The sequence below is a fragment of the Paraflavitalea soli genome (genome assembly GCF_003555545.1).
In the GTDB taxonomy this organism is placed as follows: Bacteria; Bacteroidota; Bacteroidia; order Chitinophagales; family Chitinophagaceae; genus Paraflavitalea; species Paraflavitalea soli.
Genome location: NZ_CP032157.1, coordinates 3,736,277 through 3,751,546 on the forward strand (window position 1 = coordinate 3,736,277; position 15,270 = coordinate 3,751,546).

The 15,270-nt window shown below is 46.6% G+C and carries 15 protein-coding genes; 5 read left to right on the forward strand and 10 right to left on the reverse strand.

Translation table 11 applies throughout. The annotated features are described in order from the left end of the window. The first annotated feature begins 339 nt into the window (after positions 1-339). The gene (locus tag D3H65_RS13645; protein ID WP_162915619.1) at positions 340-1,152 is read left to right on the forward strand and encodes a DUF4440 domain-containing protein; all 813 of its coding nucleotides are present in this window, start codon (positions 340-342) and stop codon (positions 1,150-1,152) included. Positions 1,153-1,155: 3 nt separating this feature from the next. Here the strand turns inward: D3H65_RS13645 and D3H65_RS13650 are convergent, their stop codons facing one another. From D3H65_RS13650 to D3H65_RS13690, 9 genes are all read right to left on the reverse strand, one after another. Further along, on the reverse strand, positions 1,156-1,926 hold the full coding sequence (locus D3H65_RS13650; protein ID WP_119050847.1) for a LytR/AlgR family response regulator transcription factor: 771 nt from the start codon (positions 1,924-1,926) through the stop codon (positions 1,156-1,158). Beyond that, positions 1,907-2,959 carry a sensor histidine kinase gene (locus D3H65_RS13655; RefSeq protein WP_119050848.1) on the reverse strand — a complete coding sequence of 351 codons (1,053 nt, stop codon included), beginning with the start codon at positions 2,957-2,959 and terminating at the stop codon, positions 1,907-1,909. Before D3H65_RS13655 ends, D3H65_RS13650 begins: the two co-directional genes overlap by 20 nt. A gap of 23 nt (positions 2,960-2,982) precedes the next feature. Further along, a complete protein-coding gene (locus D3H65_RS13660; RefSeq protein WP_119050849.1) occupies positions 2,983-3,618 on the reverse strand; it encodes a porin family protein in 636 nt (211 codons plus the stop codon). Between the two features lie 126 nt (positions 3,619-3,744). Next, positions 3,745-4,773: a Smr/MutS family protein gene (locus tag D3H65_RS13665; RefSeq protein WP_119050850.1), complete on the reverse strand. Its 1,029-nt coding sequence runs from the start codon at positions 4,771-4,773 to the stop codon at positions 3,745-3,747. A 183-nt stretch (positions 4,774-4,956) separates the two neighbouring features. Then, the gene (locus tag D3H65_RS13670; protein WP_119050851.1) at positions 4,957-5,595 is read right to left on the reverse strand and encodes an HD domain-containing protein; all 639 of its coding nucleotides are present in this window, start codon (positions 5,593-5,595) and stop codon (positions 4,957-4,959) included. Between the two features lie 3 nt (positions 5,596-5,598). Then, complete coding sequence (locus D3H65_RS13675; RefSeq protein WP_119050852.1) at positions 5,599-7,470, reverse strand: amino acid permease; 1,872 nt, start codon at positions 7,468-7,470, stop codon at positions 5,599-5,601. A 62-nt stretch (positions 7,471-7,532) separates the two neighbouring features. Further along, positions 7,533-8,498: a polyprenyl synthetase family protein gene (locus D3H65_RS13680; protein ID WP_119050853.1), complete on the reverse strand. Its 966-nt coding sequence runs from the start codon at positions 8,496-8,498 to the stop codon at positions 7,533-7,535. A 97-nt stretch (positions 8,499-8,595) separates the two neighbouring features. Next, positions 8,596-10,257 (reverse strand): serine hydrolase domain-containing protein, encoded by a 1,662-nt coding sequence (locus D3H65_RS13685; RefSeq protein ID WP_119050854.1) that lies wholly within the window; start codon positions 10,255-10,257, stop codon positions 8,596-8,598. Positions 10,258-10,323: 66 nt separating this feature from the next. Then, on the reverse strand, positions 10,324-11,142 hold the full coding sequence (locus D3H65_RS13690) for a helix-turn-helix domain-containing protein (protein WP_119050855.1): 819 nt from the start codon (positions 11,140-11,142) through the stop codon (positions 10,324-10,326). Between the two features lie 77 nt (positions 11,143-11,219). On the opposite strand from D3H65_RS13690, the gene D3H65_RS33300 reads away from it, so the two are divergent. Then, the gene (locus tag D3H65_RS33300) at positions 11,220-11,804 is read left to right on the forward strand and encodes a M23 family metallopeptidase (RefSeq protein WP_119050856.1); all 585 of its coding nucleotides are present in this window, start codon (positions 11,220-11,222) and stop codon (positions 11,802-11,804) included. 84 nt (positions 11,805-11,888) lie between these two features. On the opposite strand, the gene D3H65_RS13700 is transcribed toward D3H65_RS33300, so the two are convergent. After that, positions 11,889-12,272 carry a response regulator gene (locus D3H65_RS13700; protein WP_119050857.1) on the reverse strand — a complete coding sequence of 128 codons (384 nt, stop codon included), beginning with the start codon at positions 12,270-12,272 and terminating at the stop codon, positions 11,889-11,891. Positions 12,273-12,808: 536 nt separating this feature from the next. Here D3H65_RS13700 and D3H65_RS13705 point away from each other — a divergent pair. From D3H65_RS13705 to D3H65_RS13715, 3 genes are all read left to right on the forward strand, one after another. Next, positions 12,809-13,297: a VOC family protein gene (locus tag D3H65_RS13705; protein ID WP_119050858.1), complete on the forward strand. Its 489-nt coding sequence runs from the start codon at positions 12,809-12,811 to the stop codon at positions 13,295-13,297. Between the two features lie 95 nt (positions 13,298-13,392). Next, positions 13,393-14,457 (forward strand): DUF3500 domain-containing protein, encoded by a 1,065-nt coding sequence (locus D3H65_RS13710; RefSeq protein ID WP_119050859.1) that lies wholly within the window; start codon positions 13,393-13,395, stop codon positions 14,455-14,457. A gap of 139 nt (positions 14,458-14,596) precedes the next feature. Next, positions 14,597-15,202 carry a DUF3575 domain-containing protein gene (locus D3H65_RS13715; RefSeq protein ID WP_119050860.1) on the forward strand — a complete coding sequence of 202 codons (606 nt, stop codon included), beginning with the start codon at positions 14,597-14,599 and terminating at the stop codon, positions 15,200-15,202. Positions 15,203-15,270: the final 68 nt, after the last annotated feature.

The following is a 15,270-nucleotide window of genomic DNA, read 5'->3' on the forward strand; positions in this document are numbered from 1 at the left end:
AGTGCCTGCTGGCAGGAATGGGGTAAGGAGAACCGGGAACCTTTAATATGGTTTTGCGCTTTATAAATGAATCGGGAGACGTAGAACGGGAGACGTGTCTCAAAGCCGGCTTTTCTTTCGGCTCCTTCCAGGTAAATAAAGCCAGTATCCCAAGAAAGGTCAACATCACCAACACGACAAATTTCATAGCGTATACTTTTCGGGGAGATCAGTTGATTCCTACGCATGAAATTAGGCACACCAGGTGCATTTAGCAACATTTAAGGCGGATAATATGGCAGTTCGTCGGGCTTTTAACGCGATCGTATGGGAATGCTTTTACTTTTATCGAAAATAGATATGAGAAAACTACTGTTGGTAATGATGGCATTTATCGTGACGCAAAGCAGCTACAGCCAGGCTGACCAGGATGTGGTGGCTGCGGAGCGGGCCTTTGCCCGATACGCCATTACACACAGTATGCGCCAGGCCTTCCTGCAATACCTCGATAGCCAGGGGGTTGTATTTGCCCGGAGAGGGGCTATCAGGAACGGGATAGAGCAATGGACGGCAACGCCGGAATCCTCCATGAAGTTGCTATGGCAGCCCGCTTTCGCGGCCATGGCTGCTTCCGGTGATATGGGCTTTACCACAGGGCCGTATGAACTACGCCAGACCATGGAAGATACGGCTTTGGACGCCGGGCAGTACACTACCATCTGGGTAAAGAATAAGGCCGGAGAATGGAAATTCCTGGTAGACTTGGGTACGCACTACAAGCAATCGCTGTATGATAAGCAATCCCTGCAACAGGCGCCCGCTTTCACGTCCGCTCCGGTGGAAGAAACAAGCATCCTGCTTACTGAAAAGAAGTTCGTAATAGATTATGCAGCCCGGGGAACGATGGCCTTCCGGGAAGTGATCATGCCAGGGTCCTGGTTTAATATGGACCGTGAGCACCCCCACCATACTTTACCTGCTATAGAACAGGCTTTGTTGAAAGTTCCCGCTGATCTGGTATTTACACCGGTAGCCAGTGGCATGGCCAGGAGCCGAGACCTCGCCTATGTATACGGTATGGTGACGAATAAGGAGAGAACAGACAATTACTTACGCATCTGGGCCCATACTTCCACAGGATGGAAACTGCTGGTACAGGTGCTCAAATGGTAATAATCAGTCGCCCAGCCACTTCTTGAAATCATTAGCCTTCAAACGGCCTACAATGATCTCTTCATAAGAAAGGGGCTTTACCTGTACTTTCAATTTGCCGCTGAACCAGGTATGCACTTTCTCTATGTTCTCATAGTTGATGATGAACTGGCGGTTGGCCCTGAAGAATACCTGCGCATCTATCTCTGTTTCTATTTCATCCAGCCGTTTGTCTATCACATAATCATCGTTCCCTTTTGTCTTGATGTATTGCAACCTGTCTTTGGTATAAAAATAAGCGATGTCCTGCTGGGCAATGGAGATCAACCGGGTGCCGTTTTTGGCGAGGTACCTGGTCTTGAATATGCCTTCCCTGGCTTCGGCCTTGCCTTTACTGATGGAGGACAGATCGTACTCATGGAATGGCTGTTTTGGACGGGCATGTATTTTCTTATACTTCAGGATAGCCGAAGTAAGCTCCTCCTTATTGACCGGCTTGAGCAGGTAATCGATGCTATTGAGTTTAAAGGCCTTCAATACATGCTCCTGGTAAGCAGTAGTAAATATGATGGGCGCTTCAACATTTACTTTGGTAAAAATATCAAAGCTTTGTCCGTCGCCCAGTTCAATATCCACCAGCACAAGATCCAACAAGGATGCTTTGCTAAAGAAATGAATGCTGGATTCAATACTGTCCAGCGCAGCAACGATCTCAATATCGGGATCGATCTCCTTGAGCATTGTTTTCAGGTGCCGGGTAGCAATTTCTTCATCTTCAATGATCACTACTTTCATATTCGTTTGATTTAATAAAAGGAACGGTTACCATGAACAGGTTTTTGCTTTCATTGATAACGATATCAGGCAACCCAAGCAGTCGCAGTTTTTTCCGCATGTGAACGAGCCCCTTGCCCGACCTGATATCATTCTTTTTGCGCTGCAGGTTATTACTTACGGTCATTTGCTGGTGATCGTGTTCAAACTTAATGTCGATGTATAGGGGCTTTGACTGGGTTACAATATTGTGCTTGACCGCATTTTCAAGGAGCAGCTGCAGGCTGAGGGGCGGTACGAGGTATAGATGCATGTTTTCCTCTCCCATCACCTGCAGGTGAAGCCCTTCGGCATACCTTGTCTTCAGCAGGAAGAAATAGGCTTTCACAAACCGGAGCTCTTCTTCGAGGCTGATGAGCTCCTGTTCATTGGCTTGCAGAAAATAACGGTATATATAAGCCAGCTCTTCGGTAAACAGACGGGCCCGGTAGGTGTCCATTTCCATCAACCCTATAAGGGTATTAAGGGAGTTAAAAAGAAAATGAGGCTGTACCTGTACCTTTAGGGAGTCAAATTGTATCTGGAAGTTCAGGCGTTTCAGCTCCTCTGCTTCGGTTTTTGTTTTGTCCCATTCCGAAAAGAAATAAATGCTTTCATAGACGGCTACCTGCAGAAAAACAAAAAGCATGGTAATGCCTATAATGTTGGAATAAACGGAGATGTGCGCTACGCGGATGCCCCACATGTTTGTATAATCTTCCAGGTATACCCTGCCAAAGCCCACCAGGAAAGCATAGGGCAACAAGATAGCAGCAGCCAGCACTACCCTTCGTTTTACCCAGGCAATGCCCTGCCATTTTTTTCTTAGTTGAAGGATGATGAACCGGGTAGGTTCCCAGATGGCCAATGTATACAGTACAGTAAGGGTAGCCGTTTTGAGGAGGATGTTTTCGTCCTTCCACCAAAAGAACATTTCCAGCATAAAGAAAATGAAGAACATACCGGTCATCACCAGGTAGCCAACCACCCGCAGTTTTTTCTCATTTACTTTCACCGGAGCTGATTTTACAAACCGGATTAGAATTTATACCCGACAAATAATTGCAGTACATTATTCTTCACATCGACCTTGGGAATAAAATTGGGATTGGGCGTACCGGCGTCGCTCTTGTACAGGTTGCCCAGGCTGATATTGTACCGGGCGCCGATCAGTAATCCTGCAAAGGGATAGACCTCAATGCCACCCGCAGCGCCATAATCGACCTTGTTATAATAATCCATCATCTTCTTTTGAAAGGCGGGAATTGACGAAGGGCTTGGGACACTATCGATCTTACCACCCACCAGGAACGCCAGTTGACCTCCTGCCTGCAATTGCACATACTTTGTAATATTGATACACATCAGTTGTGGCAACAGGATGTAGTTGAGATCGACAGAACCACTGGTCCGACCTGTTTTGTAGTCATACCCTTGTTTAGAGAAGATAATTTCTGAACGATAGCCTATAATGCCCCGCGACGGGGCAGCTATAAAAGCTCCCGCCATAAAGCCGCTGCGGCTTTGCGCATTGATGGAGGAAGCCTTTGTAATATTGGAAAAGTTGAGACCGGCTTTGATGCCGATCTTCATTTTTGTGGTCTTGGCTTCTGGCGTCTGGCCAATCACTACACCTGGCAACAGCAGGATCATCACAGCTAATAGCTTATTCATAACAGGTTTTTAGGATAGTAAAAATATCCTATACCTGTTGGGACATGCTGCAGGTTCCGCTGGAATGCCGTTTTTTAGCGTTGAAATGACTAAATCAGCCACCAATGAACATCAACCCTACAAACCTTAGTATTGGAAATAGATTTCGGTGGCGCCATAGCCGTAGGCGGGATGGTATTTGTTGAAAAAGCTTTTAACCTCTTTCCGCAAGCGGAGTATCTCATGGATCTCATCCCGCAGTTTGCCGCTGCCTACTCCGTGAATAGCGATGAAGGCGGGCTTGTGGTGCAGGATGGCCAGATCGAGGTATTTTTCGAAGGTCCTTAACTGCAGGTCCAGCTTTTCGAGGTTGTCCAGCGCATCGGGATCGGGTGTAAGCTTTTCGATGTGCAGGTCTATTTCGTTTTTGGCGGGCTCCAGGTGCTGCCTTGTTTGAGAAGCTTCATACACTTTGTAGCCTTTGGAAGTGAGCACGCTCATGTCCATACCCGGGTCTTCCACCCGTGGCGGATAGGTATCAAACAATTTATAGGAAAAAGTAGCTTCACCTTTTTTCTTCAGTTCTTCGATGCGGGCAAATACCTGCTTTGGTTTCAGCTTGAGGGAAGCTTCATAATATTCCGCTTTGTTCTTATCGGGCGTGACCAGGGAAAACTCAAAAGAGAAATTAGGGCTGTCATTGAGGTTTTCAAAAGGCACATCGTGCAGGTAAAAGTCCTCAAAGGGATGTATCTGGTTGATGAGGTCGAAGGAAGAATCCCCAAAATAGTTGAGCTTATAGGTGAATTTATAACCCGTTTGTGTTCTGTTGATCAGGTGCACTTTTAGTTCTTCCACTACGTCATCGCCAAACTCGTCGGGCACCATGATGGGAATAAAAGTGAGCCATACGCCATCTACTACTTTGTCTTTGATCACCTTCTTTTCACGGGGCAGGTCGTCAATGAATTTCTTCTCCTTCTTTTCCTTCTTATCGGGGAACAGTTTTTTCTCTGTAAACCTTTTGAAATAAGGAAAATCCAATTGATCGGTATAGGCCGGGAATTTCACGCCCCGCACATCTACCATCACCATTTTCTCGTTGATAATATCTACTACTTCCCCATCGTCGTTGGAATGCAACACCACTACTTTATCGCCAATCTGAAATTTCATGGGGCAAAATTATTGCAATTCGCTGATATCTGGCAAGGGCGGGTTGGACGGAGAATGCTTTTGCCAGGTACCAAGGTGGGCCGCTCTGCAGCGCTGCATACGCCGGGCGGCAGAGCGACTCACCTTAAAAGGGCGGCTGGCTTAATGGCATTGCCCATATGGCGTAGGAAAACAGGGCACCGGCTAAGCGTATAATTGCAGTTCCCTTTCCATATTGGCCCTGGCTTTCGCTTCGTATTGGCCCCTGAAAGGGGGCGTGTGAAAGATATAGGCCGTTTGCAGGGTTTTGACCAGGAAGGCCTTCCTGCCGGGCTTAAAGAGGATATCGGGGTACACCCGGTGCTCCTTACGCACCTGGCGGGTATAGGCCTCATATTGCTCCCAGGGAGCGCCCAGGATGGCCATATCGAAGTCGAGGAAGAAAGCGAGGTCTGATCTGTTGGGAGCAGTATCCCGAATGGTATGGGTTTGGGTAGCTTCGATGAAAAACTTTACCGCTTCCCGCTTTTCTACGGGCACGCCCAGTAACCTGAGCCGTTTTTCTGCCAGTACAGCGCTGCGGGGCTCATTGTCTTTCCGCAATACATTATAAATAATGTCGTGGTAAAAGATAGCAAAGGACACCAGGTCTTTATCCTCCAGGAATTGCCCGTACTGCCCTGATAGCTGCAGCAACTCAGTGAGATGTTGAAGGCCGTGGTAATGGCGGGCAGTGCCGGTATACTTTTTATACAACTCTTCGTACAGGCCTTCTTGCAGGGTCAGGTCTTTGGAATAGCGGGCGCATAATGCCAGCCATACGTGCTTCAGCTCATCCGGCATAACTTAGTTTTTGGCCAATTTGCTTTTCTTATAACCATAGGTAAAATAGATAACAAGGCCCAATGCCAGCCAGCCGAGGAACCATGCCCAGTTGCTTTTGGTCATGCCGGTAAGGAGGTACAGACAAGTGGTAACACCCATCAGGGGGATCAAAGAGTATTTTTTGAAGGCGGTGATTACGCTCAGAACCAGGCAGGTGAGCCAAAAAATGATCAACGATATTTTGGGAATAGCCAGGTCCATAAATGACATCTCATGATTTATATAGGCAGGATCATAAGAAAAATCAAAATTAAATAAAGAATTAAAATAACTCCATGCAAATGAATATGCAATGCCAAGTACAATAAATGTTGCTATAGGATAAAACCATTTCCTCAAAGAGCCTATTAACGCAGGCAATGCAATATAAATCGCCACTAATATAGCGGGGATCAAACCTTTGATTAGCCAATTTCCGCTATCAGTTCCAATTCCTATAAAAGTCACCGCTGCTGTTATTATTACAGGATAAATAAACTGGCCATTGATAAAGGGCATATTGAAACGGCCGGGGGTCTTTTCCCTGCGTGGCAATAACAATACCCCACCACATACCAGTACAAAAGCAAATAAGGTGGCAATGCTGGTAAAGTCCAGTACAAAAGATTTATCTGTAAACAGTATGGGTATACCTACTACCAGGCCGGTAAGGATGGTAGCGAAAGAAGGCGTTTTGAACTTGTGGTGAATGCGTTGAAATACGGGGGGCAGCAATCCATCGCGGCTCATACTCATCCATATACGGGGCTGGCCCATCTGGAATACCAGCAATACGCTGGTCATGGCTATGACGGCACAAATGGCCACCAGGAATTGCATCCAGGCCACTCCTTTTACTTCAAATATTTTCGCCAGGGGATCACCTACGCCTTCAAACTGGCGGTAGTTCAGCACACCGGTCAATACCAATGCCAGCAGGATGTATACACCGGTACAGATGATCAATGACCAGGACATGCCCCTTGGCAGGTCGCGCTGGGGGTTCTTACTTTCTTCGGCCAGTACACTTACGGCATCAAAACCAATATAAGCGAAGAATACACCTGATACAGCAGCCATCACCCCGCCAAATCCATTGGGCATAAAAGATTGCACACCGGCATCATTGGCCGGGAACCAGTTGTCGGTATTGATATAGGCAGCACCCACAATGATCACCAGGGCCACCACAGCCAGTTTCAGGATCACCATGGCATTGCTGAAATTGCGCGATTCTTTGATGCCAATATAAACGAGAATAGTAATAAATATATTAATAATAAGCGCGGGCAGGTCAAGGATGATACGCAGACTCCCGATCATGGGGGCAGTATTCCAGGCGCCGATCAATTCGGCATTGGAAGAACCGTTGAGGACTGCTTTTTTGGCTTCGAGGTAGCTGCAGGCAAGATAATCGGGTATATGAATATGCAGCCTGTGCATGAGGGAAGTAAAATAATCACTCCAGGAAAATGCCACATAGATATTGCCGATCGAATATTCCATCACCAGGGCCCAGCCAATGATCCAGGCAAAGAGCTCCCCAAAAGAAGCATAAGCATAGGTATAAGCACTACCCGCCACCGGAATGCGGCTGGCAAATTCAGAATAACAAAAAGCGGTAAATCCGCAGGCAATACCGCAGATGATAAACAATATCACTACACCGGGACCTCCTTTAAAGCAGGCTTCGCCCAAACTACTGAAGCTGCCGGCACCGATAATGGCGGCTATACCAAAGAAAGTAAGGTCTTTTACAGTCAATACCCGCTTTAATCCTGATGCATGCTCTCCGTCCCCTCCTTCTGCCAGAATAGAATCGACTTTCTTAGTACGGAACAATGAATTGGCCATGCTGGTGTTGGGTTTAAGGGGTGGAAATTAGGGAAAAAACAGGAAATGAGGCAGGTCTAACATCAATAGTCACGTTGCACCAGAAAATGGGCCAGTTTGGTTAGAGGTTCCTTGCGACCGGAAAGTACAGCAATATTATCGAGGTGCTGAAAGGCGCTGGTGATGTATTGTTCTTTGAGATCGAATGCCCATTTGTCCACCCCACCCTCCTGGAAAATGGCCAGTACGCGCGCCACTTTATCGGACGGGTTTTCCTGCATCAGGCGTTTCAACTCTTTTACCTGGGCGGGCGTACCTGATTCCAGGGTTTTGATGACGAGGAAGGTCTTTTTGTTGGCGAGGATATCGCCGCCCACCTGTTTACCAAATTTGGCCGGATCACCAAAACAATCGAGGTAATCATCCTGCACCTGGAAGGCGATGCCCAGCTCGCGCCCAAAAGCATACAGGTCGTCCTGGTTGCCCCTGGAGGCGCCGCCGAGGATGGCGCCCATCTGGAGGCTGGCAGCCAGTAAAACGGAGGTCTTCAGCTCTATCATGCGGAGGTACTCATCGAGGTGCACGGTTTCCTGTTTCTCAAAATCCATGTCGATCTGCTGACCTTCACATACCTCTCTCGCTGTTCTATTGAAAAGACTGATGATCTTTCGCTGTTGTTCTGACTTCACTTTGTTGAGGTAGTCATAAGCGGCTACCAACATTACATCACCAGCCAGCAAAGCGGTTGAGTCGCCATATTTCTCATGCACGGTGGGCATATTCCTACGCAGGGGCGCTTTGTCCATGATATCATCATGGATGAGGGTAAAGTTGTGAAAGAGTTCGATGGCAGTAGCTATATGCCAGGCATCGGGTACAATTTCATCGAAGAGTTCATTACCCATGAGGCAGAGGATGGGCCGCACCCTTTTACCGCCCAGGCTCAGGAAATACTCATTGGGATCATACAACGAAGCAGGCTGCTCGGGAAAATGCCGGACGCTGAACTTTTGTGCAAACTCTTTGGACAACTCTTCAAATGCATGCATGGTGGTGAAGTAAGGAATGCAAGATAGGCTGAAAAGTTGAGAGGGGAAAGCGTTCAACAATTGAAAAACTGACGGGTCCGGGAGAGCGATTCTCCAGCTATTGTTGATCCTTATTAATAATAGCGGGTAAAATATATTCGGCCATCATTTTATCTACCTGGGGATGTGCATAGGGTTGGCCATAGGCACTGGCTGTGATGACGATGACCCAAGGCTGATCCTTAAAAACGAATATTTTATTTCCGCCATTCCCCGTGCAATAAAAAGCCTCATAGCTTTTGCCTCCCACCGTATACTTTTTATTCCAGAACAGGTAGCCATAATATTCATCGCTGGCATTGGGAAGTACCCTTTGTTTGGTGAATGACTTATGTACCCATTCCCGGGGGATGATCTGCTTTCCCTGCCACTTCCCTTCATTTTTGTACAGCTGGCCATATTTGGCAAAATCCAATGCACACAACTGTATGCCGCCAGCCGTGTTGGCAACATGCTGAGGAGTGTATTGCCACTGATAATGGGTAATATGCAAAGGCTTAAAAAGCTTTTCATCAGCATATTTTTCAAGCCCGCCGGGAACAGTTTTGTGCAAAATATCTCCCAGCAACATCACACCCGCCGTAAAATAATGCCATTGCTCTTTAGGTCTTTCCAGGTTTACCGGCAGGTCCAGGGTAAATTTTACCCAATTATCAGTAGGATACATATTTTCTTCGTTTCCGGGAGAGTCGGTATTGTCATCACCATCGAAAACAGAACTCATGGTAAGCAGGTCTTTTATGGCAACTTCTTCCTTTTGAATGGCATAGTTGGCGAATGACCGGAGGTTGTAAAACTCTTTGAGCTGCTGCTGCTCATTTTTCAGGTAACCTTCTTCTATAGCAATACCGGTGATGGTAGAAGCAAAAGTTTTCCCTACCGACCGGGGATCGTGCAGGTTACTCCGGTCCTCGCCGTTGAAATATTCTTCGATAAGTAATTTACCTTTATCGATCACCACGATGCCGTTGATGCCTTTAAACACGCCTTCATTGATATTCCCGATCAGTGTTTTTATCTTATTGCTGTCAATCTTTTCTTTCGACACATCAAACCCATCATAAGGCCTGATCTTATTCAAGCGAATGCGGGTAATATCTATCCGGGGTTTTCTGTATACCTGCATGGGTAATGTTCCTGCAGCAATGATATCGCCTACCACTGTCTTGCCGGCCAATTGCACATAGGGCCTGATCTCCATACTCAATACATGTTTTCCTTCCGTCAGGGCGCTGTCTCCCCCATTGCGCATAAAACGCCCCCAATAGGATTGACTCCAGAGTGATCCCTTGTCATTGATGAGGGGCTTGCAAAATGCGGTTACCGTATCTTGTATTTGGGCATAAGGAGCACCAGGCATTAAATTACTCCGGTACACCAGGTTATTGTCAACCAATAAAGCGAACTGGTAATTGCCCACCTTTACCAGGCTGTCGGCAGTTAGTGCAGGCGCCAGCTGATGCATGTAATTCGTGAGCGAATGAGGCATAAAGACGGTGATGAACAGGTTGCTTTTATTGGTCAATTGATAGTTGCTCAGGAAATCCTTTTCTGTCAGCTCTGTCAAAGCAATATCCCTGGAAGTAAAAATGATCTTACCCATATTGTCCTGGTGAACACGGGAGGTGATACCCTGGTCTTTAACAAAAAGACTTTGTTGGGCATCCAGTTTCAAAACGGTGAGTTGCAGTAATAAAAAAACAAATACTTGCAGGCGCATAAGGAGGTGTTTATTCATGGCTGGGCACAAAACTACTATCCGTACATGGCGAAAAATAGAACGTTCTTAACGTGGCTCTTTTTTTAACAATAGTTTCCGGTAGCGTAATGGAGTAAGTTGCTGGGAGGCTTTGAAAGACCTGATAAAATGGCTTTGATCGGCAAAGTCACATTCAATGGCAATATCTGTGAGGGAAAGGTCTTTGTTGGGAAGCAATGAAAGCGCCCGCTGAATTTTAATGGATCGTATATAATCGCCCAGGGTAGCATGAAAGTATTTTGGGAAATCCCTCGACAGGTGAACAGGATGGATATTCCCCAGCCTGGCCAGGTCGATCAATTGCCAGCTATCCGGCGCCGCATGTAAAGCATCTTTGACCTTATTCACCCATTGCGGTTTTCTTTTACCGGCATCTTTTGTGGCCTTTGATAGCAATCCAAAGATTTCGATCAGTAAAGCATCAATGGCCAATTGCCCTGCTTTACCGGCCAGTTTGGTTTCTTTAAAAATGCTGTACATTAATATTTTCACGGCCGGATCGGCAATATTGAGGCTACCCTCGGTAACTGTAGCCGGGATATCGAAAGCAGCAAACCAGGAGGGCTTTATTTCCACATGAAAACCACGGGTAAATTCTTTCGATCCGACATTATAGTGTGCATCCTGCCAATGGTGAAAGAGCAGGCTGCCGGCAGTACATTCATTAATGGCTTTTTTATTGCCTTCCAGCACACTCCCTTGCAGGATAAAAGTAAAGTAAGCGTTCTCATGGTAATGCCAGTCTACCCTGTCGTGCAGGTAATCTGCATCGTTCAAAATGAGTCCGTCGAGGAAAACCGTTTCATTGGTTTTACCATAAAATTGGCCCGCTTTTGAACATTTCATAAATTGAAAATATTATTTGGTCTGTGGTCATTTGTTCCGGGAACAATATTAACCATTTACTGCGCAAAACCCCAAACATGAAGTTGCTCACCTCCTGTATATTCCTGCTTTTGTTCTACACCGGCCTGGCCCAGTTATCGGACCGGGAAATCATGGACCTGAAAACGGGGCGCAGGAAAGAGGACACCAGTTATATTTACTGGCTACCTTATGCTGAGAAAAAGAGCTTCCTGCTGATCCAGGCATCGAATAGCCAGATAAGCCATAAAGAGGAATTATCATTGGACTTTAAAATGAAGAAAGGTAGTAAGATCTGTGCCGCCCGTGGCGGCATCGTTACTTCGGCCCGTGGCGACAGTGATAAAGGCGGTCTCAAAGAAGAGAACCTGCATGATGGCAATTATATTATCGTCCAACATACCGATGGCAGCATTGCCAAGTACTGGCACCTGGAAAAAGATGGTGTATTTGTTAAGGTGGGTGATACGGTACAACAAGGACAAGTGATCGGCGCCTCCGGCAATACCGGTTATACAGCTTTCCCGCATTTACATTTCCAGATCAATGATGCCACAGGCCGGCAGATACTCACCCGGTTTTATACCCGCAGGGGCATTAAATACCTGCGCCCGGGCAACTGGTATAAGTGTGTGCACCCTTAAGCTTAAAAACAGGCAACGCTGTACGGATCTGTTTCAAACCATACAGCGTTGAACTTTAGTTATCGATTAATAAAACAGGGAATACTAGTTGAGCAGTTCGTTGACGGACTCATAAAGCTGGGCCCTGGTGAAAGGCTTTTCCAGGAAGATATCTGCTCCGTTTTCCAGCGCTACATCTTTGGCAGAAGCATCTATTCCGGATATCATAATAATCTTTGATGCAGGCGATCTTTCTTTAAAAAGACTGATGAAATCAATGCCGAAACCATCGGGCAGACGATTGTCCAATAAAATGATCGCTGGTTTTTCCTGTAGAAGATATTCCTCAGCTGCTGAAAGGCTTTGTACATGATCCACTTCCATTCCCTTTCCATCCAGCAGGATGTTGAGCAACAGGCACATATCGCCTTCATCTTCAATGATTAGCGCTTTCTTCACTTTGTTGTCTTGAGTTGTATTAGCAGTCATAACAAATGGGGTTTGGTTTGAGTACCGGAGTATATGAAAAAATCATACCGGGCGCTTGCCACCACAAATAAGTAAATTCACACCACAGGATGGTCATTACTGATCTGCCAAACCGAATTACAGCCTCATTACGCCCCGATCTCGCTCCCGCCACACAAACCCTTGCATCGCCCCTAGCTGCTCTTAAAACGCCTCCTGGCTACCTCTAACGCGAAAGCGCCATTTCTTTCGTCTTGGTTCTATTAAATTCCATGCCGGAAGGGGGAGCCTGGTGAAGTTGCCTGAACATGGCCTGCATATTTTCTCCGTATTGCCTACGCCCCTTAGAACAATGGCCCCTTTTCATTGAGCGGTCAGGCAATACGGAGGCAAGCCGTAGACCATGCGTAGGCCATGCGCAGGCCAATGGGGGGCCTTTAACTACCGTGGGAGGCCATTCGCCTGTCGCATTTGCCCCTTAAGAAAGGCATTCCAACACCTCCTGGATACTGTTTCAAGGGGGTAAGTTTGTGTTACAAAACAAAAAACGAATAGCTATGAATCAAAACGAACAAAAACTGGCCACCTGCCTGTGGTTTGACAACAACGCCGAAGAAGCGGTTCAATTCTATGCGTCTATTTTTAAGGATAACCTGCAACAGGGTGACATAATGCGCTGGCCAGAGGAAAAACCGGGTCATAAAGGCGCCGTATTGACCTCCACCTTTTACCTATACGGGCAGGAATTTGTTGCCCTGAATGGTGGTCCGGAATTCAAATTCACAGAAGCTGTTTCCATCATGGTGAATGCGAATACACAGGAAGAAATAGATGATTTGTGGGAAAAGCTATCCAAAGGCGGAGAAAAGAGTATGTGCGGCTGGCTGAAAGACAAGTTTGGCTTGTCCTGGCAAATTACACCACGTCTCTTACCGAAGCTATTAATGGATAAGGATCAAAAGAAAGCCAACAGTGTGATGAAGGTGATGATGGGAATGAGTAAGATCGTTATTAAAGACCTGCAAGCTGCCTACGATAATGCCTAACACCCTGTGCGGATAACCCGGACAGGCTGTGTTTTTTTAATGGTTACGGCGCATGGTGATAAATACACTAATTTAGTAAGCAATCAACCCACCATATGCCCCTAAAATGCTTGCTATTTGTTCTTGCTTCGCTGATCGTAACCCATTGTTATAGCCAGGATAATAATACGGAGATAAGAAAGTCAGTCGCCTCTTTTGTGGATGGCCTTACCGTTCTACAAAAGAAAAGGGCGCTGGTTGATTTTGCTGATACCATGCGTACTGAATGGAATAACCTGCCGGTGGGCCTGCGGCCCCGGGTAGGTATCAATATCGGCAGTCTCACTGATGTACAGCGAAAATCATTACACCGTATCCTTTCTGCTGCCTTAAGTTCACAAGGATACCTGAAAGCTACAGGTGTAATGCATATGGACAACCTGCTGAATATGTATTATGATACTTTGTTACAGCGGAAAGAGATCAACGAAGACCTGCACAGCAGGATGCGGGCGCTGCAATGGAGCCACCAGCAATTTTACCTGGCAGTGTTCAATCATCCTTCAGACAGCACCTGGGGTTTTAAACTGGAAGGCCATCACCTTTCGCTGAACTTTACCTTCCACCAACAGCAGTTGGCAGTTACCCCATTTTTCATTGGCAGCGATCCGGCTGAATATAGTATTTCAGATTATGCCGGCTGGCGTATATTGGGACAGGAAGAGGACCTGGGCGTTAAACTGATCTATTTATTGTCGCCGGCGCAGCAGCAAAAAGCTACCCTGAGCCAGGCGGTGCCGGGCGATATCATCACCTCCGCCGAGAGTGGCAAACGGCTGATCGATTATTGGGGTCTTCCAGGCAGCGCCCTGAATAAGCAACAACTGGAAGTATTGAAGCAGATCATCCGGGAATTTGTATTCAACATGGAATATGAAAAAGCGATGGTGGAATATGATAAGATCATCAAAGCCGGCATTGATAAAGTTTATTTTGGCTGGATCGGCCCTTATGATGAACACAAGGCGCATTACTTTGTACTCAATGGCCCTACTTTCCTGATAGAGTTTGACAACAGCGGATTCAATCACGAAGGCAATCATATTCATGCGATCTGGCGGGAAAAGAACAACGAATTTGGCGGGGATGTGCTGAAGAAGCATTACCAGGCTTCGCACTAGCCCAAGGCGGCTCGCGCCCTATTACTACTCAGCATGGAAAACAGGCAATTCATCTGCTTTTACGGCATTTAGGCGCTTCTTAACAGATCGCTGTTTACAATCACGCTTATTATTGCTGCTGAAATTGTAAACCCCACCCATGCGATCAAAATTATCCTTCACGATCCTGCTCTTGCTGAGCAGCCTGTTGTGTTTTTCACAGGATGCGGAAGTTACCGACATCACCAACATTACAAAAGTCACTATCCTAAGCCCTGGTATCGGCTATGAAAAGCGGATAGCCAAATACCAATCGCTCTACCTCCAGGGATTTTTAGATATATCCGGAGGGGTGGGTTATTCTTCCTCCCTGGGTTTTCTTTCTTTCCTTTATCTCGACCCCACCTTTTCGCTGGAATACCGGTATTACTACAATTTCCGCAGGCGGCAGGAACGCGGCAAGCGGGTGGCGATGAATAGCCTGAATTATATAGCGCCTTTTTTCAGGAGTAGTTTCCCCAGGAGAAATTATATCAACAGTTCCGGAGAGTTTGAGCGGAAGCGAAGAGCCATCTATGCCACCGGTGCTACCTTCGGCCTGCAACGTAATTTCAGGAGCCGCTTCAGTTTAGACATGAACATAGGTTTGGGTTATATGATCGAAGGCAGGTATACTGATGATGAAGGAATAGCGAGCTATAACAACAATCAATTTTATTTTCCCGGGCGTATCAGTTTTGGTATCTGGCTCAACAAAAGAAAATAAGGGAAGGGAGAAGGGAGCCAATCCGGCGCAACCGGTTGCACGGTGGCCGGTAGCTGGCAATGATAAAA

Excerpts from the sequence above, each read along its gene's own strand:
- D3H65_RS13690 (WP_119050855.1), bottom strand. The coding sequence starts at position 11,142 with ATGAAATGTTCAAAAGCGGGCCAATTTTATGGTAAAACCAATGAAACG.
- D3H65_RS13700 (WP_119050857.1), bottom strand. The coding sequence starts at position 12,272 with ATGACTGCTAATACAACTCAAGACAACAAAGTGAAGAAAGCGCTAATC.
- D3H65_RS13670 (WP_119050851.1), bottom strand. The coding sequence starts at position 5,595 with ATGCCGGATGAGCTGAAGCACGTATGGCTGGCATTATGCGCCCGCTAT.
- D3H65_RS13705 (WP_119050858.1), top strand. The coding sequence starts at position 12,809 with ATGAATCAAAACGAACAAAAACTGGCCACCTGCCTGTGGTTTGACAAC.
- D3H65_RS13650 (WP_119050847.1), bottom strand. The coding sequence starts at position 1,926 with ATGAAAGTAGTGATCATTGAAGATGAAGAAATTGCTACCCGGCACCTG.
- D3H65_RS13685 (WP_119050854.1), bottom strand. The coding sequence starts at position 10,257 with ATGCGCCTGCAAGTATTTGTTTTTTTATTACTGCAACTCACCGTTTTG.
- D3H65_RS13675 (WP_119050852.1), bottom strand. The coding sequence starts at position 7,470 with ATGGCCAATTCATTGTTCCGTACTAAGAAAGTCGATTCTATTCTGGCA.
- D3H65_RS33300 (WP_119050856.1), top strand. The coding sequence starts at position 11,220 with ATGAAGTTGCTCACCTCCTGTATATTCCTGCTTTTGTTCTACACCGGC.
- D3H65_RS13680 (WP_119050853.1), bottom strand. The coding sequence starts at position 8,498 with ATGCATGCATTTGAAGAGTTGTCCAAAGAGTTTGCACAAAAGTTCAGC.
- D3H65_RS13715 (WP_119050860.1), top strand. The coding sequence starts at position 14,597 with ATGCGATCAAAATTATCCTTCACGATCCTGCTCTTGCTGAGCAGCCTG.
- D3H65_RS13665 (WP_119050850.1), bottom strand. The coding sequence starts at position 4,773 with ATGAAATTTCAGATTGGCGATAAAGTAGTGGTGTTGCATTCCAACGAC.
- D3H65_RS13645 (WP_162915619.1), top strand. The coding sequence starts at position 340 with ATGAGAAAACTACTGTTGGTAATGATGGCATTTATCGTGACGCAAAGC.
- D3H65_RS13710 (WP_119050859.1), top strand. The coding sequence starts at position 13,393 with ATGCCCCTAAAATGCTTGCTATTTGTTCTTGCTTCGCTGATCGTAACC.
- D3H65_RS13660 (WP_119050849.1), bottom strand. The coding sequence starts at position 3,618 with ATGAATAAGCTATTAGCTGTGATGATCCTGCTGTTGCCAGGTGTAGTG.